General features: G+C 37.6%; 18 protein-coding genes. 4 read left to right on the forward strand and 14 right to left on the reverse strand.

Annotated elements, in window-relative coordinates; genetic code table 11:
• Nucleotides 1-3: 3 nt before the first annotated feature.
• The 6 genes from Q7J54_00970 to Q7J54_00995 form a co-directional block, all read right to left on the reverse strand.
• Entirely contained in the window at nt 4-1,413 is a 1,410-nt protein-coding gene (locus Q7J54_00970; protein ID MDO8740125.1) for a PEP-utilizing enzyme, read from the reverse strand.
• On the reverse strand, nt 1,410-2,408 hold the full coding sequence (locus Q7J54_00975; GenBank protein MDO8740126.1) for a phosphate acyltransferase: 999 nt from the start codon (nt 2,406-2,408) through the stop codon (nt 1,410-1,412). Before Q7J54_00975 ends, Q7J54_00970 begins: the two co-directional genes overlap by 4 nt.
• A 20-nt stretch (nt 2,409-2,428) precedes the next feature.
• Nucleotides 2,429-3,394 (reverse strand): hypothetical protein, encoded by a 966-nt coding sequence (locus Q7J54_00980; GenBank protein MDO8740127.1) that lies wholly within the window; start codon nt 3,392-3,394, stop codon nt 2,429-2,431.
• A 19-nt stretch (nt 3,395-3,413) separates the two neighbouring features.
• Nucleotides 3,414-4,517, reverse strand: coding sequence for a hypothetical protein (locus Q7J54_00985; protein ID MDO8740128.1), 1,104 nt, complete (start codon nt 4,515-4,517; stop codon nt 3,414-3,416).
• A gap of 24 nt (nt 4,518-4,541) precedes the next feature.
• The gene (gene gatE / locus Q7J54_00990) at nt 4,542-5,960 is read right to left on the reverse strand and encodes a Glu-tRNA(Gln) amidotransferase subunit GatE (protein MDO8740129.1); all 1,419 of its coding nucleotides are present in this window, start codon (nt 5,958-5,960) and stop codon (nt 4,542-4,544) included.
• Nucleotides 5,961-6,110: 150 nt separating this feature from the next.
• Nucleotides 6,111-6,251, reverse strand: coding sequence for a hypothetical protein (locus Q7J54_00995; GenBank protein MDO8740130.1), 141 nt, complete (start codon nt 6,249-6,251; stop codon nt 6,111-6,113).
• Nucleotides 6,252-6,418: 167 nt separating this feature from the next.
• Between Q7J54_00995 and Q7J54_01000 the strand changes: the two genes are divergently transcribed.
• Nucleotides 6,419-7,057, forward strand: coding sequence for a hypothetical protein (locus Q7J54_01000; protein MDO8740131.1), 639 nt, complete (start codon nt 6,419-6,421; stop codon nt 7,055-7,057).
• A gap of 8 nt (nt 7,058-7,065) precedes the next feature.
• On the opposite strand, the gene Q7J54_01005 is transcribed toward Q7J54_01000, so the two are convergent.
• From Q7J54_01005 to Q7J54_01030, 6 genes are all read right to left on the reverse strand, one after another.
• Complete coding sequence (locus Q7J54_01005; protein ID MDO8740132.1) at nt 7,066-8,133, reverse strand: AAA family ATPase; 1,068 nt, start codon at nt 8,131-8,133, stop codon at nt 7,066-7,068.
• Between the two features lie 76 nt (nt 8,134-8,209).
• Nucleotides 8,210-9,361, reverse strand: coding sequence for a PEGA domain-containing protein (locus Q7J54_01010; GenBank protein ID MDO8740133.1), 1,152 nt, complete (start codon nt 9,359-9,361; stop codon nt 8,210-8,212).
• A 96-nt stretch (nt 9,362-9,457) separates the two neighbouring features.
• Complete coding sequence (locus Q7J54_01015) at nt 9,458-10,012, reverse strand: magnesium transporter (protein MDO8740134.1); 555 nt, start codon at nt 10,010-10,012, stop codon at nt 9,458-9,460.
• Nucleotides 10,009-10,551, reverse strand: a complete 543-nt coding sequence (locus Q7J54_01020; GenBank protein MDO8740135.1) for a magnesium transporter — start codon at nt 10,549-10,551, stop codon at nt 10,009-10,011. The genes Q7J54_01015 and Q7J54_01020 overlap by 4 nt, the downstream gene beginning before the upstream one ends.
• 1 nt (nt 10,552) lies before the next feature.
• The gene (gene serS, locus Q7J54_01025; protein ID MDO8740136.1) at nt 10,553-11,833 is read right to left on the reverse strand and encodes a serine--tRNA ligase; all 1,281 of its coding nucleotides are present in this window, start codon (nt 11,831-11,833) and stop codon (nt 10,553-10,555) included.
• A 41-nt stretch (nt 11,834-11,874) separates the two neighbouring features.
• A complete protein-coding gene (locus Q7J54_01030; protein ID MDO8740137.1) occupies nt 11,875-12,207 on the reverse strand; it encodes a hypothetical protein in 333 nt (110 codons plus the stop codon).
• A gap of 264 nt (nt 12,208-12,471) precedes the next feature.
• Between Q7J54_01030 and rpsB the strand changes: the two genes are divergently transcribed.
• Entirely contained in the window at nt 12,472-13,107 is a 636-nt protein-coding gene (rpsB, locus tag Q7J54_01035) for a 30S ribosomal protein S2 (GenBank protein ID MDO8740138.1), read from the forward strand.
• Here rpsB and radB read toward each other — a convergent pair.
• Together radB and Q7J54_01045 are read right to left on the reverse strand one after the other, a co-directional pair.
• Entirely contained in the window at nt 13,094-13,777 is a 684-nt protein-coding gene (gene radB, locus Q7J54_01040) for a DNA repair and recombination protein RadB (GenBank protein MDO8740139.1), read from the reverse strand. The genes rpsB and radB overlap by 14 nt on opposite strands.
• A gap of 18 nt (nt 13,778-13,795) precedes the next feature.
• Entirely contained in the window at nt 13,796-14,731 is a 936-nt protein-coding gene (locus Q7J54_01045) for an NAD-dependent epimerase/dehydratase family protein (GenBank protein ID MDO8740140.1), read from the reverse strand.
• Between the two features lie 62 nt (nt 14,732-14,793).
• Here Q7J54_01045 and Q7J54_01050 point away from each other — a divergent pair, with 62 nt between their 5' ends.
• Together Q7J54_01050 and Q7J54_01055 are read left to right on the forward strand one after the other, a co-directional pair.
• The gene (locus Q7J54_01050) at nt 14,794-16,302 is read left to right on the forward strand and encodes a hypothetical protein (GenBank protein ID MDO8740141.1); all 1,509 of its coding nucleotides are present in this window, start codon (nt 14,794-14,796) and stop codon (nt 16,300-16,302) included.
• Nucleotides 16,299-17,729: a hypothetical protein gene (locus Q7J54_01055; protein ID MDO8740142.1), complete on the forward strand. Its 1,431-nt coding sequence runs from the start codon at nt 16,299-16,301 to the stop codon at nt 17,727-17,729. Before Q7J54_01050 ends, Q7J54_01055 begins: the two co-directional genes overlap by 4 nt.

Raw genomic sequence — 17,729 nt, forward strand, 5'->3', positions numbered from 1 at the left:
AGATCACCTTATGATTTTTATAACCCCTTCATTGGCATCAACTTCAACATAATCGCCGTCTTTCAACACCTTGGTTGCTATTTTAGTTCCTACAATGCACGGTATTTTCATTTCTCTTGATACGATCGCCGCATGGCATGTTACCCCGCCTTCATCAGTTATGATCGCTGCTGCCTTTTTTATTGCAGGGACAAATTCAGGCCTTGTCATGCTGGACAGAAGAATTTCACCAGCTTTCATTTTGCCTATATCTTCCACGCCGTGTATTATCCTTATCTTTCCTCTTGCTTTTCCAAGAGAAACTGGCAAACCCTTAATCTCTTTTGTAGCCTCTAAATCAAAATCCGTTTCTTTCTTAAATATGCTTTCTGCCTCTTCACCGGCATAATACTTCCATATGCCTTTTTCAGTATCAATATAAAGGAGAGCATTTTTCAGAAGTTTTCTCATATATTCCCTGTCCAGCTTCTTGTTATTTTTTAATTTCAATAGCTCTTCAATCTGAAAAACAGATAATTCTTCTTTCGTATATCCATATCGCCTGGCAATCTCTGCTCTTGCAGTATCCAATGTGTAAACAATTCTCAAGAACAGCTCTTTTCTTCTGTCATGCAACGGAGCAATTACATCTGCTGCCTTTAGCAGTTTTTTTGTTTCATCATCAATCGGCTTTTTTGACAGGATTCCTTTTTTTATCTTTTCCTCGTCTTTCCTGAAGTTTTTTAATTTTTTAAGCTCTTTGTCTAGATCCTTTTCTTTTAGTTCATTCAGCCTTTCTTCAAAATAAGAAAAAGGAAGGTCTTTTCTACCCACATGGGCTGACTGCAGCCATCTGTATTTATAGGCGTGTTTTTTCAGAAGTTTTTTCTGCTTTTCCTTTTTTTCTTTGGCAATCCTGATTAATTCCTGCGTTTCTTTGTTGAGAAAAGTTATATCTGCAATTGCCATCATATCTGCAATCTCAGATGTGCTATGGCCCTGTTTCATAAGCTTTGACCTTATAAGGGAAGGCATGACAAAATCCATTGGCTCGATTATAAATCCAAAATCAAAGATCCTTATATAGAAATCTGTGGTTTTTTTCAGTGTATCAAACAACTCGCTGCTGCTTAATTCTGAAAAATCTTTTTCATCCAGCCTGTTTAATTCTCTGACCACTTTTTTATACAGTATCCCGTAATCTTTGACAAACCTGCCGGCAAAGCTTTTATCTGCAAACCTTTCAACAAGAAAATTGCCCACTTTCTCATTCTCTTTTTCTAAAGTGCACCAGTGAAAGAGATGGCCTTTGCAATAGCACATATGCTCTCTGAATTTTATGCCTGTCTCTTTCTCCATAGAGCCGCATAAAGATTTAGCTGCTTCAGCAGCTATCCATAAAACGCCATTCAGCTTATCTACATCCCACTTCAATTTCCATCACTCTTGGCATTAACCAGCATGGCGCAGCTGACAATCATATTCCTGATGACGCTCACAGGAACACTTCTGCCCAATATCCCAACAGGCTTCACCAATCCTTTCAGAATGGCAAATTCAAGCTTCATATCAGAAAACTGCATTATTCCGTGAGCAAAAATATTTGACGCAGTAAGGTTGGGAAATATGAGCGTATTTGCATCCCCTTTCAGAGGCGAGTCTGGGCATTTTCTTTCTGCCCCGAATTTGCTTACTGCCGCATCAACCTGAAGCTCGCCGTCAATTAAAATGCTTTTATCTTTTTCTTTTGCAATTCTTACTGCATCTTTCACAACCTGTATTGAAGGGTGCTCCCCTCCGCTTCCCTTTGTTGAGAATGACAGCAAGGCAACTTTTGGATCTAATGTGAAATCCCTGGCGCATTCTGCAGCATTCAGGGCAATTTGCGCAAGCTCTTCTGCATTTGGCTCGATATTAAGGCTGAAATCGCTGCCAAAAAGTATTCTGTCATTTTTAACATCATTCAATATGGATACTTCTGAAACAAGGGCATCTTTTTTCCTCAATATCTGCAGCGCGGGCCTCATTAATTCTCCTGTGGGGCATATTGCAGAGCCCACTAAAGCATCTGCATAGCCGCAGTAAACATACATGCAGCCAAAATAATTCTCATTCTGGACTAATTTTCTTGCTTCTTCTATTGTCATGCCCTTGTGCTTTCTCAGCTCAGTTAACTTTTCTGCAAGCTCTTCCTTTAATTCAGAATTTTTGAAATCAATTATTTCTGTCTTGCCTATATCCAGGTTAAACTCTTTAACTTTTTCTTTGATCAAATTAAGATCTCCTAAAAGAATGATCTCTGCAAGCTTATTCTTTGCTATGCTTTCAGCTGCCCTTAAGCACCTTTCATCCCATCCCTCGCAGACAACAACCTTGACTGGTTTTTTTCTTGCGAGCTTTTCCATGACGCTGATTATGTCTAGTTTCATTTAAACCTCCCCATAAAATTTTATGCTGCCTTTTCATATTTATATTTGTTTTTTGAATATCCGGCTAATTCATTTATATATATTTCATTTACCTTCCTGTGTCCGCCGCTCATTGCAAGATGAGTTCCTATTGGACCACGAATTACTTTGTGTGTTTTTGCATGGCCATATACTGTATCAGCCGGTGGCACTAATGCATCATATTCGCCCGCTATAACGTGAACAGGAACCAGTGGTTTTATGGTTGCCAGTTCAGCGGCATTCCTTTTACCCAAATCAGTTCTGGTATCATCAGCTTTTGCAAACGGCAGAATTAATCTTTGAGCCAATGTTAATCGCCTTCCTCCAATCCCATAAGGAGTAGGACCTCTTGCCTGCACACCTTCTGTTAGTCCATACTGCAAAATTCTTTTATCACCGGCCATATACTTCCCAACCACTGCTCCGCTGCTATGGCCACTCAAAGAATCCCGCCTTTTATAAGGCTCTTCAAGCTTGACTTCTTCCTGAAGTCTATTTATCTGATCAAAAGCCTTGTCTGCTACTTTTTTAGGCCCCAGATAATGAAGTGCTCCTAAATGAACGGCTATGTCGCCGGATTTATTTATCTGACTTGCAAGTTTCCATTGAGAACCTCTATTACCAAGAGACCCATGCATGAGATACCTGATATGTTTCGTGGTTTTAGGGTTTTTCTTGAGATATTTTTTTGCAGCATAATCCTGGTATTTCGCTATTCCAAAACCAACTGTATTATCAAATGCATAGTTCATAAGATACGCAGGTGTTCTTACACCTGCGTTTATCCTTCCTGCAGTAGATGGACGGGATGCTTCTGCTCTATAAGGCTCAACTCTTTTTTGTAGCGCAGCAAAGGTTCTTTCAACATTCGTGTCTGCAGAATTTTTACCGGCAGTCGATTTACCTGTATCTGCTTTCTTTATCTTGCCTTCCAGGCTCATAAAAAATAATAGCAGTTTAATCATTTTAATCAATTTAAACATTTTAAACAGCTTTTTTTACAAATTGAGTGGGGCTTCCTCCCCAAACTTCATTTGCAGGTATTTCTTTTTGCGCAAAACTGTATGGCTCTATGATGCTGTTCTCACCTATTGTTGTTCCTGTCCTTATTAAAACATGTTCTTTTATTACAGCATTCTTTTTTATTAAAACCCTGCCAAAAACAGTTTGGGTTGTGGTATATTCGTGCCCTGCTATTTCACTATCCTCTCCTATTACCACATTGTCTTCAACAGTTATTGTATCCGGGTAAATATGGTCAAATGTAACGCCCCTCTTTATCATTACATTTTTGCCTATCTTTGCACCAGCCATTCTTAACAAAAAGGTCTTTAATGGCGATGGCCCCATTATTTTTGTGGTTTCTATTATGACGCCGTTATATAATATCCTGAAGACATTTCGCGCTCTCCACCAGTCATCTCCTGCATTAAGCCTTTTCCCGTTATAATGAAATTTAATGAAATTAACATCTTTGTTTTTTTGGAACTCTCTGACTTTTTTATTAAAATCCGAGTAATATTCCCTGTACTTTCCGTCGCTTGGCTTGAAATACTTTTCAAGCTCTTCTTCTGTGAATTTTTTAAGCGTTTTTGCCGGCTTGCCCCCCCATAATTCTCCAGGCGGCACTTCTGAATGCAATTCAGAGCCAAGGTTAAGTATGCTGTTTTCATTTATAACAGCTCCGGGCCCTAAATAGGAAAAGCCTCCTACCAAAACTCTTTTTTCAACTATAACCTTTCCAATTGTAAGTTTATTATCCTTATATTCATGAGCCATCAGTTTACTTGGACTCCCTACTAAGGCTCCATCCTTGACCTCGATCAGCTCCGGAAAATAAGGGTCAAAAATAATATCATTGGGCAGGCAGACATCACGGCCTATCTTCAATCCTGTAAGCCTCACCAGCCAGTTCTTGAATCCTGAAGGAATAATTTTTCTGGACAGCAGTATAATGAGCTTGTTGAACAAGATCTTGAATGGATGTATGTTGTAGCTCTTTATTGGCATGTCAATAGTGAATTTTTTATTTTCAGGATCAGCTAGCAGCTCCCTGAATTTTTCCTTTATTATTTTTTTATGATTCATTTTCCACCTTCATCATAGACCGCTCTACTTGATAAATTTTTTCAAAATAGCCATAATGCTGTTTCCGTCAGCCTTTCCCCTGTACTTAGCCATGACAATGCCCATATACGCGCCTGCGCTCAATCCCGGCTTTTCTTTTATTATTTTTTTGATCTCTTCTTCAATCTCTTTATTATCAGCAGCTTCATACTTTTTGGCTATCTCTTTTAATTCTTTTTTATCAGCAAGCTCGAGCAGGATTTCATTTACACCAGATTTAGGTATTTTTTTATCGTTCAATAGCTCTAAAACAGCCACAATCTGCTCTTCAGTCACTTCCTTATCATAGCGCGCCTTTATGTCTTTTGGCATTAAGATCAAAGATGATGCTATAAAACCCGGCTCAATGTTTTTTAATTTTCCAGCATATCTTTCGAAATCAATCTCTTCCTTTACAAGCTGTGTTGCCAGATCCTTGCTTATTTTGTATTTGCTCTCAACCTTGCTTATTTTATCCTGTATCAATTCAGGCAGCTTTATATTTTTAATATCGCATTTCACAGGAACAACATCAGTTTCAGGATACATTCTTTCTGCGCCCGGCATTGGCCTTAAGAAAGAGGTTGTAAGATTTGGCTCTGCTTTTCTCACCTCTTCATTCAGTTTTTTTCCTTTTTTAATTTCCTCTAATTGCCTTTTGACTTCATATTCCATTATCTTTGGTATAGACCTCAGCTCCTGGAATCCTTTTATCTCCACTCTTGGATGCCCTTTTATTGACAAATTAATGTCCTGCCTTATTGTTCCGATTCCTCTTTTGCAGCCTCCTGTGCTTCTTAAAATCATTCCAAGCTTTTCAGCTGTTTCCCTAGCGTGCTCCGGATCTTTCAGTTCAGCTCCAGTTGCAATCTCTATCAACGGTATGCCTAATCTATCTAATCTGTATTCTGTGAAATCTTTGCCTTCTTTTATTTTCTGGGCAGCTTCTTCTTCAAGGCAGATTGTCGGAATGCTGACATTGCCTTTTGAAGTTTCAATAAATCCGTTTCTCGCAATTAGCGCTGTTCTTTGAAATCCAGATGTGTTTGATCCGTCAATAACAGTTTTTCTCATCACCTGAATTTCATCAACAACCTTTGCATTCAGCAGCAAAGCAACTTGCAGAGCTATATATAGTGCATCTTTGTTTATTTGATGCGGAGGTTCATCATCGTATTCTACTAGGCAGGTATCTTCAGAGCTGCTTTCATAAAGGAATTTTTTCCCTTTTGCCATCTCATACTTTGCAGCTTCATCTATTATGCCAAGCTCGCCGGCAACTGCCCTGAGCTTTCTTTCTGCTTGTATATCTGCTTCTTTGCCGGAATTCAGTGTCAGGCAGTTGCAGAACAGCTTTTTGCCTTCAAGCTGCTGATGGATCTCCAGGCCTGCCTTAAAGCCAATCTCAGCATAGTTGCTCTCCATGCATAAGGCTTATTCTATATTGTTTAAATATTTTTGCATAAAAAATAAAAAAGAAATAGATCCAACCCTTTCGGGTTGGACAAGGTTTCGTTGGAGGCATTAGTTAATCAGAGAAATCTTCAATTTCATCTTCAGTATAATAATCGTGATTCATATTGACCACCTCTTGCTCATTTGAAAATCAAGCGCATTTTCTTTTTCAATGCTGCAGGTTTTAGCTGTAAGATCCTTGATCTGCTGGAAAAACAGGCTTCCTATTGTCTGCAGGCTGAGATCGATTTTGCTTATCATGATAAAAATACAGATGACCTTATTTAAATACCTGGCCACCGCATCTGTCCACTGGTTTTTCTGAAATGTCTGAAATGCCTGAATTTCAAAGAGTTAGGGCTTGTTTGCAGTGGACATCGAGGAAAAACAACAAAAGGTTTATATACCGCTCTTGAATTACATCCTCTATGATGTGGCAGTATACAGTTGAATTTGGTAAAGTGCCTGAATCTGATTTTGAACGTAATGGAATGTTCATCAAACCATTTGAAACCTTTTCTTCAGCATTAGATATATTAGAGATGCTTGGTTTTATTCCTGAAACATTCCAGCAAACTTATTACGCAGCAGACGAGGGCCATTTAAGATCAAAATTTAAGAATATTGATGTTCCTCTTTCTGCAAGAATATGTAATGATGAGAGAGGATATTCATTAAAAATAATCAACACCAGTCTACATAGAGGTTTTTGGAAAGAGCCAGAGCCAAGCACACCTAAACATGTTGGAGATATTGTTAGCTTTTACAATTTTGTGAAATGGGAGAGTCCTAAGCCTTTTGAATCTTCTTCAAAATTTAGAGTCATCAAACAGGATAGAGATCTTCATAGGACTTTAATTATGGCTGACAGAGATGGCTATATTCCAGGCAAGATCAAACAAACAGAGGGTGCAGGCGGGGATGCTCATTTAGTTCTTCACAATAAAAAAACTGAATCAGAGAGCTATGGACTAATAACCTCAGAATTATTTGATGGGAACATATGGTATGTTTTTTATGAGCCTGTGTTAGAAACTTGTAAAAAAGAACTTATTTGTAAAAACTAGAGCTGTTATCAAAATTCCGTCAATTTCTTTGTTGTCTGGTATGTTATTATCGACGTGCTTCCGCCTGATCCTATGATCTTCTTAATGTCCACAAATTTATTCTTTTCAAGATCAGCTATCTTCCTCTGGAATGTCTTGTAAGATAACTGTCCGCTTTTCTTCTGGTAAATATCAAACAAATCACCTATTTTTTTCCCGGAATTCTGCTTTATGATGCTTAATATGAGCTTCTCATCATCTTCCAATGAGTCGCTGCTTTTTATTGAAAAATTTTCGAGCTTTTTTAATGCTTCTTTTGCATGCTCTATCTTTATTTTTCTGCTGCTTTTGTTTTCAGCGCAGTTTCCTGCCTCTTTCATTAAAAACAAGCCCGTTCTTATGTCGCCGAGCTCTGCTGATTTTTTTGCAATTATGCCGAATGCATCTTCATCCCAAACCCCGGAAACAAAGGCATACTCTAATCTGCGCTTCAAAATTTCATAAGTTTCTTTTTCATCATAAGGCGAGAATTCAACCAATTCCGGCAGCAGCCTGGACTTCAGCCTTTCATCAAGCTGCTCAAGCCAGGATTTGTAGTTTGTTACTATAATTACTGTTTTCCTGTAAATGTTTTCCAGGATGAAATAAATAAAATCAACATCCTCTGCCTTGTCGATTTCATCGAAAACAAAAACAGCGGATTTTTTGTTGAGAATTTCCTTTACAATGTCAAACAGCTCGTCTGTTTTCTTGTTCTGCGTGAATTTGTAATCGAGCTTGCTGCATAGCTCCAGCATAATCTTATAGCTGCTGTTCCGCTGCCAGCAGTTTATGTAGATCGGGATAATGTCAACTGTTTCCTCTTCAAGCTCATTCACAACATGCCTTGTTGCAACTGTCTTGCCGACACCTGGCCTGCCATAGATGAGAACATTCTTCCCGTTTCTTTTCTGGAACAATGGCTTTATGCACGATGCAATGAATCGCTGCTCTTTCTCGCGGAATGGAACGAGCTTCGGAATATAATCATAATCAAGGGCAACTGTATCCTGGAATATTGATTCATCTGATCTTAATATGTCTTTGAATAAGGCCATATCTTAATTAAAAACAAATAGATATATAAAAGTATTTATTGCATTATTGCAAAGAAAATAAATAAAAAAATAAAATCTAGCTGGTGGAGTTTGTTGACGCTGCACAAGCTCCATTCTTGCATCCATTGGGGCAGGCATACATCTCAGTGACCCTCGTATCATTCTGGCAATAATTCTCAAGCACAAATCCAGTAGGAATAGGATATGAAGAACATGCATCTATATAGATCACTCCACCATAAGAAACATTACCATATGTCCCATAGTTTTTCCCGCCATCAGAATCTGTGCATGTCGAAGATAATAACAACTTCGTTTTTATGATATAATAATTATCATCCTCTCTTAATTGCAAAGCTAATTTAATATTTTGTTGGGATACACAAAAAAGCCTATAACCATAAGGTCCTTTAAATCCAGATTGAGAGAACTCATCACCAGTACATTCTTCAAATGAGATATCATCAATACCAATACGTGGCTGATTTTGCATTTGCATCTTATAACCTTCTGCCCACAATATCGCACATTCATTTGCCACCCCTTCGATTCCATAGGTACAAGAAATAGCAAAATTATCCTGCGAAGGTTTCTGATCTGACACCTTAAATCCATCCTTATCAAAAGAAACATATTTTATTTTAGTGCCATTGGTTTTTTCAAAGATAATCTCCTCCTTAGCCCATACACAAGCGCCATCTTGGCAGCCATTGGGGCATTCAGTTGGATAATTAGCTACATTGCCATATTCGTCACAAACATGCTCTATAACCCCTGTTGTTCCACCCAGTTCTTGTAGTATTTCATAAGGGAGAATACCTACATTAGACATGTTGATACAAAAATCAGAATGTGGTCCTGAATAGGAATTTCCGCCATTTGTAAATCCCTTCACATAATAATTCATTCCGCCATCAGAGTCTGTGCATGTCGTTTTCTTTAAAATCACATTTATTTTGAATGTTTTTCCTGCATAAATATTCAAAGCTGTGTAATAAGTCTCGTATCCTGACTTGGCAACATTAATTTTATGCACACCAGCAGATAAAGATATTGTCTTAGGCGTTGTTCCCTTATAGACGCCATCTGCGTTAATAGCTGCTCCGCTCGGGTTTGATGTTACATATAAGCTGCCTGTTTTTATTTTTGCAGCTTCTCCAACAGTGCAGCCAACCAGAAAGACTGCAATAAACAAGAATGCCAAAGCCAGAAACATTTTTCCTTTCATTTTATGACCTTTTTAAGCTATTATGTGTTCTTCTCTATTCTTTCTGAAATCGCACATATATATATCTTTCGTTTTTTCGAAAATGATATAATGTTGTTAAAACATCCAGCGAATCATCCCTGAAAACAGCAGCATGCTCCCAAGATCTGCCACAGACGTTGTTATCGGAATCAGCATGTCATCAGGATCTTCTTTTCTATGGTAAACATAAAGCCCGCCGATAATTGAGATCAAGAATATTATCGCAACGAGCAAGATTGTTGTCAGGACAACCAGCCCGATTATTTTTAATAATAAAATAAGATCAAAATTAAAGCCCCTCATATATGCAATAAAAACTGACAAAACAGAAATGTAAACAGCAGAGATCAATGCAATCGGAATTATGACCTTGTAAAGATGCTTCACAAAATGCGAGTGCCACCAAGGCCTTTTAATCTTTCTTTCATATAATGCTGTTGTGAATTTTGCAGTTATTACGATGCCGTAATTTCCTATCATTCCGTTCAATGATGGCAGAAGTATGAGCAGGGGCACCAGCATTACTAATTTATTTTGGACACTCTGCAAGCCAAGCCCTCCGATGGAGCTCAATATTGATGCCAATATCAGCACCTTAAAGCTCTCTTTGACTATCTTGCCGATTATCATGCAACCACCATTATTGCGAGCAATATTGAAAACACGCTTATTATGTCACCCGTTGTTGTAATGTACGGTCCCATTATGTTGTCAGGGTCATACCCATGCTTGAAAAGCCAGAATGTGCTTATCACTGTTAAGGATATTTCAATGATATTGGAGAGAATAGCTGCGATTACAGCAATATATATTATTGCCGGATTGTTTATATTAAAAATAAAAAAATTGGCAAGGTATGCAACAATGCCCAATATGAAAGCAACCAAAACAACAAGCAGAGAAGAAGCAACAATGTTGTCTTTTAAAAGAACATTGTTTTTAAACTTTAAAGCGGGCTTTAATTTTTTCAGATGTAGGTCAACGCTCAATCTTCCTGCCAATGATCCGCTTATATTGCCACGCATCTCAAGGAATCCCGGAAGCAGGATAAGCAATCCTGGAATGAGAAATAATTTATTGACAAAAACAGCAAGCATTGTTCCTGCAAATAAGCCGCCTGTTATTGAAATTATCTCGCTGAAAAAGATTTCCTTGAATTCTTCGTCCATTTTAAATCTTGTCAATCTTCTTTATTCCGTTCATATAAGGAACTAGAACTTTCGGCACAGTTATTGTTCCGTCTTTATTTTGGTAATTCTCAAGAATTGCCCTCATTGCCCTTGATGTGGCGATTCCTGTATTATTCAGAGTGTGCAGATATTCTCTTGTGCAGTCTTTTCTCTGCAGTTTTATGTTAAGCCTTGCTGCCTGGTATGCTGTGCAGTTTGAATTAGAGCCTACTTCAAAATACTGCTTTTCCCTTGGGGACCATGCTTCAATATCATATTTTTTTGCAGCTATTACGCCAATATCCCCTGTGCACACGCTCACAACCCTGAATGGAATCTCCAATCCCTTATACATGTCTTCTGAATTCTTCTGTATTTCCTCATGCATTTTCCATGAATCCTCGGGCTTGCAGAATACAAACTGCTCGATCTTATTGAACTGGTGCACTCTGAATAACCCTCTTGTATCAACTCCGTGGCTTCCGATCTCCCTTCTGAAATTCGTGCTCATGCCGCAGAATCTTATTGGAAGGTCTTTCTCATCAATTATTTCACCAGCATGCATTGCTCCCATTGGGTGCTCTGATGTTGCAATCATGTAAAGATCCTCATCCTGTATCTTATACATTACTTTTTCAAAAGCTTCAAGCTCAATAACTCCTTCATAGCTTTCCCTGTTCATCATAAATGGCGGCTCTATAAGCGTAAATCCGCGTTTTATCAGAAAATCAATTGCAAATCTCTGCAATGAAATATCAAGCAATGCTAATGCTCCCTTAAGATAATAGAAGCCTGTTCCTGCAATCTTTGCCGCTCTTTTGAAATCCGCAATATTCAGCTCTTCCATGAGCTCGCCGTGCGGCTTTACTTCAAAATCAAATTTCTTCGGCTTGCCGACCGTCCTGATAACAGCATTTTCAGAGGCATCCTTGCCATAAGGCACAGAATCATGCAGAATATTCGGGAGCCTCATAAGATAATAATGTATCTTCTCCTTTAACTCAGTCTCTTTTTCCTCGAGTTTTTTTATTTTATCCGGAATTTCCTTTATTTCTTTTATAAGCTTTGAAATGTCCTTGCCCTGTTTTTTTGATTCATTAATTTCCAAAGAAGCCTTGTTTCTTCTTGCCCTCAGCTCATCAGCTTCCTGCTTTGCCTTTCTCCATTCTTCATCTTTTTTTAGAAGGTCATCCAGCCAGTCGATCTTCTCTTCATCGTGCCTTTTCTTAAGATCTTTCTTTACAATATCCGGGTTTTTCCTTATGAAGTTTATGTCAAGCATTTTAATTATTCTTTATACTTGGGCTTAAATAGTTTTTGTTTTTATAAGCCAAGTAATTGTCTTATCTGCTCATTTGCTGAATTTATAACATCAGCATTGCCATTAACCTTAACAACAGTTTCGTCTTTTTTATAGATGGTTATCTTTTCAGGCAAAGAGCTATTTTTACCTTCATATACCAGCAGCAGCTCCATATCGTTGAATTCCCTTCCATTCAGCACTTCAATATTTTCTTCAAGCCTCATCCCTTTAGGATATTTAATCAAAACCATTCTTGGCTTTTCTTCGCCAAAGATCGCTTCTGCAATTTTATAAATAAGATCTTCTGTCAAACGCACTCCGCCATTATTGTAATACTTTGTTTCGATGAGCATTTTTGATCACTTTGTTATTGGGTTTTTTAATGTTTTTATTTTGATTTTAAAAAACAGATAAAAAAACATGAATTTAAAACAATGAAAGCAGCCTAACAGCTGCTTATAGAACAAGACATCCAGCAACCAAATATTTCATTCATAGGCTAAAGAATACAGGGCAACTATATAAATTTTTTCAATAACTTTATAAATCAGCCCACTTTTCCCTGCTTCATTACCAAAACTGTGAGGTTATAAAGACGCAGCAAATTCTGCTCGTTTATGGTAATTAAGCTGAACAAACAGGTGAATAATATGACAACTGAAGAATCGTTTTTAGTTCCGCAGGACATTTATCTGAAATCAGGAATACATATAGGAACAAAATTCAAAACAAAATATATGGAGCAGTTCATCTACAAGACAAGGCCTGATGGATTGTCAATCTTAAACTTACAAAAAATAGACGAAAGAATAGCGGCTGCTGCAAGGTTCCTTGCCCAATTCGCTCCTGAAGATATAATTGTTGTTTCAAGAAGGGAAAATGGATGGAAGCCAGTTAAGATTTTTGGCGATATGACTGGAGCAACAGTATTTGCAGGCAGATACCCTCCAGGAATGCTCACCAATCCTCAGCTGGAGATCTATAGGGAAGCAAAAATGCTGCTCGTCACAGATGCATGGCCTGACAGAAATGCTGTTATGGATGCCATCAAAATCGGAATTCCGGTTATTGCATTATGCGACACAAATAATCAGTCTAATTTCATTGATTTGGTTGTTCCGTGCAACAACAAAGGTAAGAAAAGCCTGGGCCTTTTGTTCTATATATTGACAAGAGAGTACATGAAGCTTAGGGGCATTATAAAAAGCAGCGAGGAATTCACCAAAACAGCGGATGACTTTACAGAAGAGTAGCTTTTATAATTCCTTCATTTTTTATTTCGAAGCACACTTCTTTTCCTTCTTTTATTGATCTGTGCTTTTGCAGAACTGCTTTTCTGCCAAAATTGTCTTTTCTTAGTTCAATCAGGCATTTGCTCCCGTATTTCATTATGTCGCCGCCAACCATATTTACTTTTGTCTTGTCTTCAAAATCCGCATAAACCTGATTAGTTAACAGAACAGGTATATTTTTATCGCGCGCAATCTCGCTGAGAAAAGAGATCTGCTGGACAAGCGCATTATTTACATTATAGCCGTTTTCAGCTGATGCGAGCTCCAGCCTGTAAAGCATTGAAATTGTGTCAACAATAACCAGCCCTATTTTTTCGTTTATAATGTCTTTTAACTTTTCAAAAACTTCTTTTTGCTGGATAAAATTCATCGGCTTCAGAAACAGGATGCCATTAAGTATATTTTCATAATCAGAAGTTATCTGCTTGAATCTTTCAACAGAAAACCCGCCTTCGCTATCAATAAAAATTACTTTCTTGCCTTCTTTTACAACACTTATTGCAGCAAGCATGCACGAGCATGTCTTCCCTGAGCTTGCCGGGCCATATAAGGTTGTTATTATGCCTTTTTCATAGCCACCTTCCAGAAGAAGATCAAGAGCATCAGAGCCTGTGCTTAGGATGTTTTTCATGAGCATATAAATGCAGCATCATTTATTAATTTTGCCCTTAAACCACGAAATAGTTTCTTTTAACCCTTTCTCCAACTCACAACCTGCTTTCCACCCAAGCTCTTTTTCAGCAAGCTTAACATCGAGGTAGATCCTATACACTTCGCCAGGAATTGCTGCTCCATGACTTGCTTTTGCATCTTTGCCGAGAAGCTTCTTTACTGCATTAAAAAGCTCATTAACAGATGTTTCTTTTCCTGCCCCTATATTGAAAATCTTCTCTTTTGTATTTCTTTCAAGCGCCATTAAATTAGCTTTTGCAACATCCTTCACATAAACAAAATCCCTGGTTTGATCCCCATCGCCATTTATAATGCATTCTTTTCCATCGAGCATATTATTCAAAAAAATTGCAACAACTCCTGCTTCTCCATTCGGATCCTGCCTTGGCCCGTAAACATTGGAATAACATAAGGCAGAGTAATCAATTCCAGCATCGCTGCAAAAAACCCTTAATAAATGCTCTGCAGCATATTTTGAAACCCCGTAAGGTGAAATCGGCGAACATGGATGTTTCTCATCGCAGGGCAGGTATTTAGGCTCTCCATATCTTGCCCCTCCAGAACCGGCATAAACAACTTTCTTAACTTTATATTTCTTGCAAAGAAGGAAAACATTAGCGCTTCCAATCATATTAACACGGGCATCAAAAATCGGATCTTCCATTGATTTCCTGACGCTTACCTGAGCAGCCTGATGAATTACGAAATCTGGTTTTTCCCTGCTGAAAACTTCATCCAGTTTTTTTTCATCCAGAATATCAACATTATAGAAAACTGCTTTTTCATTTATATTTTCTTTAACGCCAGCTGACAGATTATCAACCGCTGCAACATTATAGCTATTTTCAGCCAATAAATCAACTATGTGGCTGCCTACAAATCCTGCTCCGCCAGTTATAAGCACAGTCTTCATAAGCCTTGATTTTCAGCGCTTTATATATATTTTTCTAAAATTATTTAAAGTAAGGCTTACCTATGCACTATATGGAGATAAAGAAGCATGTTTGGGTGTTGATTGCCATCTTCATCATTATACTAGGCATAAGGCTGTTTTTTGCATTCTCCACTCCTCACTTCTCATCAAGCGAGGCATATTTCAATTTAAAAGAGATTGAAAAAATAAGGCAAACCTGGCTGCCGTCATTCTATGATGATCTCAGCTTTTCAGGAAAAACAAATGTTTATCTGCCGACTTTCCATTACATAATTGCCTTTTTTGCCCTCGTCATGCCATTAACCCTTGCTGCAAAACTAATTCCAAACATAGCTGCAGCATCTCTGGTTTTCGTAGTTTTCCTTTTAGCAAAGAAATTCACAAAGAATAACAAGGTGTCATTGCTGACTGCATTTATCTCTGGCTTTATTCCGATATTCTTCAAGCAGACAATAAACAGCATTTCCATCTATTCTTTTGTTATTCCGCTGCTGTTCCTTGCCTTTTATTTCTTTATGCAGGTTACTGATAATAAGAAATACCTGCCTCATTATCTTTTTCTCATGGTGCTGCTGACATTCCTATATCCGACAATGCTTTTATTTGTATTCGCCCTTGTCATTTATTTGATTTTCATGTTCATTGAGAGGATGAAATTAAGCAGGTCTGAGCTGGAAATCTCCCTCTTTTCATTGTTTTTTGCATTCTGGTTTTATTTTATCTTCTTCAAAAAAGCTCTTTTAATGCACGGCATAATGGTGGTTTGGCAAAACATACCTATGCAGATACTGAGAGATTATTTTGCAAGCGTAAATATACTTGAAGCAATTTATAAAATAGGCATAATTCCTTTCATTTGCGGGATCTATGTAATATACAGGTATCTTTTCAGGGAGAAAAACAGGCAGATATACCTGCTTACAGCATTTGCAATTTCAGTTTCTCTCCTCTTATGGCTGAGATCTATACAGCTCGACATAGGGCTGATTTTTTTAAGTGTAACCTTGCTTGTTTTATTCAGCCAATTCTATAGGGATTTTCTCGATTATATCAAAAAAACGAAATTTGCAAAATATGAGAATTATGCCTTTATTTTAATTGTGCTCTTATTGTTTTTATCATCTGTGCTGCCCTCCGTTTCTTATGCTTATTCGGAAATTAAAAATACGCCAAGCGCAGATGAAATAAATGCTCTTCTCTGGCTGAAATCAAATACTCCTGAAAGCAGCGTAATTCTTGCGTCAGTGAATGAAGGCACAATGATAAATGCAATCGCAAAAAGAAAAAATGTGGTTGACACAAATTTTCTGATGATTGAAAACAGCGCTGAAATATTTGATGACGTGAAGAACATATTCACTGCAAACTCGGAAATAACTGCATTAGAGCTTTTAAATAAATACAATGTTAATTACATATTTTTTTCAGAAGAAGCAAAAAAAGAATTCAAAATAGAAAGTTTAAATTTCATAGAAGAAAGATGCTTTGAATTGGTCTATAACAATTCTGTTCAGGTATACAGGCCGTTATGCGCGGTGGAGGAAAAATGAAGCTGACAGAAAGGAATTCCTTGCTTCTGCTTTTAATAGCAGCAGTTCTCATATTGGCGCTTCCGCAGGTAATCAGGTATTTCTTTTATGATGGCATTATGATTGGCACGAGGCCTTATTATGAAGCAAGAATGGCATTGGCAATTGCAGAACAAGGCATACCCTCGCAGGACAATATGGTTTTTTCGCCAAAGCCCTATATCTTCAATCCCTATCACGTGATTTTATCTAAATTATCCTTCATCGATGTAGAATTGATTTCAAAAATAATGCCATTTATCGCAGGAATTCTGTGCATCATTTTATTTTATTTAATTCTGAAAAAATTGAATATGGGCATCAAGGAAAGATTTTATATTTTGCTCATTTTCATAATATCTCCAATATTTGTCTATCTCTTTGTCGTTTCAAATTCCGATGCTATTGCCTTGCTATTGAATCTCCTGGCATTCTATTTTTTCATCCAGGATAAAAGGATGGCTTTTATTTTATCCGGGCTGATTTTTGCCACAATACCTTTTTTCGGGTTATTTCATGCCCTTATTGCGCTGCTAATAACCCTGCCTTATCTCTCATTAAACAAGGAAAAGAGAAGAGATTTTTTAATAATTGCAACCATAATAATTGTACTCAGCCTCGTCATTTATCTGCCTCTTTTGGTGAATTTTGGAGTCCCGCGCAGCATAAGCTTAAGGCAGAATCTTCTGCAGAACTTCGTATCTGATTTCGGCTCCCTGACAGGCCTGAGCATATTTGGCATTTTGCTTGCGTTGGCTGGATTGGCCATAACATGGAAAAAAAACTATCATTATTCCTCCTTTTACCTTATTGTGATCATGTCATTTGTCCTTTCTTTCTATGCAGATATTTTCAGATTCTATATTAATTTCCTTGTTGCAGTTTCATCCGGCTTATGCCTGGTGTACATTTCAAAAATGAAATGGCAGTTTAAGCTGATAAGAAATCTCACTGTTCTTATTTTGGTTTGCGGCCTGCTGTTTTCATCAACTTCCTTTATTGCGAGGTTAAGTGCTTATCCTCCGACTGAAGAGATGATCAAAAGCCTGGAATGGCTTAATGGCTATGATGATTCGGCCAATACTGTGCTTTCGCATTACAAAAATGGCTTTTGGATAGAATATTACGGCAAGAAGGCTGTACTGGACAAAAACTTTTATTTTACGCCAAATCTGCTGCTCACTTATAATGAAACTGAAACAATATTTTATTCAAGAAATCTCGAAAGAACGGCAAAACTTTTAAATAAGTATGATGTAACATATATCTGGATAACTCCTGAAATGAAAAATGGCGAAGTATGGAGCAAGGAAAATGAAGGTCTGCTTTTCCTGTTCAGAAACAAGGAATTTTTTGACAAGATTTATGATGAGAATTCAATAGAGATATGGCAATATAAAAGAGGTTGA

This window comes from Candidatus Woesearchaeota archaeon (assembly GCA_030651135.1).
Classification (GTDB): Archaea; Nanobdellota; Nanobdellia; order Woesearchaeales; family JACPBO01; genus JACPBO01.

What these genes read in the sequence shown, in the direction of transcription:
- Q7J54_00975 (MDO8740126.1), bottom strand. Translation starts at nt 2,408, where the DNA reads ATGAAACTAGACATAATCAGCGTCATGGAAAAGCTCGCAAGAAAAAAA.
- Q7J54_00980 (MDO8740127.1), bottom strand. Translation starts at nt 3,394, where the DNA reads ATGATTAAACTGCTATTATTTTTTATGAGCCTGGAAGGCAAGATAAAG.
- Q7J54_00985 (MDO8740128.1), bottom strand. Translation starts at nt 4,517, where the DNA reads ATGAATCATAAAAAAATAATAAAGGAAAAATTCAGGGAGCTGCTAGCT.
- gatE (MDO8740129.1), bottom strand. Translation starts at nt 5,960, where the DNA reads ATGGAGAGCAACTATGCTGAGATTGGCTTTAAGGCAGGCCTGGAGATC.
- Q7J54_00995 (MDO8740130.1), bottom strand. Translation starts at nt 6,251, where the DNA reads ATGATAAGCAAAATCGATCTCAGCCTGCAGACAATAGGAAGCCTGTTT.
- Q7J54_01000 (MDO8740131.1), top strand. Translation starts at nt 6,419, where the DNA reads ATGATGTGGCAGTATACAGTTGAATTTGGTAAAGTGCCTGAATCTGAT.
- Q7J54_01005 (MDO8740132.1), bottom strand. Translation starts at nt 8,133, where the DNA reads ATGGCCTTATTCAAAGACATATTAAGATCAGATGAATCAATATTCCAG.
- Q7J54_01010 (MDO8740133.1), bottom strand. Translation starts at nt 9,361, where the DNA reads ATGAAAGGAAAAATGTTTCTGGCTTTGGCATTCTTGTTTATTGCAGTC.
- Q7J54_01015 (MDO8740134.1), bottom strand. Translation starts at nt 10,012, where the DNA reads ATGATAATCGGCAAGATAGTCAAAGAGAGCTTTAAGGTGCTGATATTG.
- Q7J54_01020 (MDO8740135.1), bottom strand. Translation starts at nt 10,551, where the DNA reads ATGGACGAAGAATTCAAGGAAATCTTTTTCAGCGAGATAATTTCAATA.
- serS (MDO8740136.1), bottom strand. Translation starts at nt 11,833, where the DNA reads ATGCTTGACATAAACTTCATAAGGAAAAACCCGGATATTGTAAAGAAA.
- Q7J54_01030 (MDO8740137.1), bottom strand. Translation starts at nt 12,207, where the DNA reads ATGCTCATCGAAACAAAGTATTACAATAATGGCGGAGTGCGTTTGACA.
- rpsB (MDO8740138.1), top strand. Translation starts at nt 12,472, where the DNA reads ATGGTAATTAAGCTGAACAAACAGGTGAATAATATGACAACTGAAGAA.
- radB (MDO8740139.1), bottom strand. Translation starts at nt 13,777, where the DNA reads ATGAAAAACATCCTAAGCACAGGCTCTGATGCTCTTGATCTTCTTCTG.
- Q7J54_01045 (MDO8740140.1), bottom strand. Translation starts at nt 14,731, where the DNA reads ATGAAGACTGTGCTTATAACTGGCGGAGCAGGATTTGTAGGCAGCCAC.
- Q7J54_01050 (MDO8740141.1), top strand. Translation starts at nt 14,794, where the DNA reads ATGCACTATATGGAGATAAAGAAGCATGTTTGGGTGTTGATTGCCATC.
- Q7J54_01055 (MDO8740142.1), top strand. Translation starts at nt 16,299, where the DNA reads ATGAAGCTGACAGAAAGGAATTCCTTGCTTCTGCTTTTAATAGCAGCA.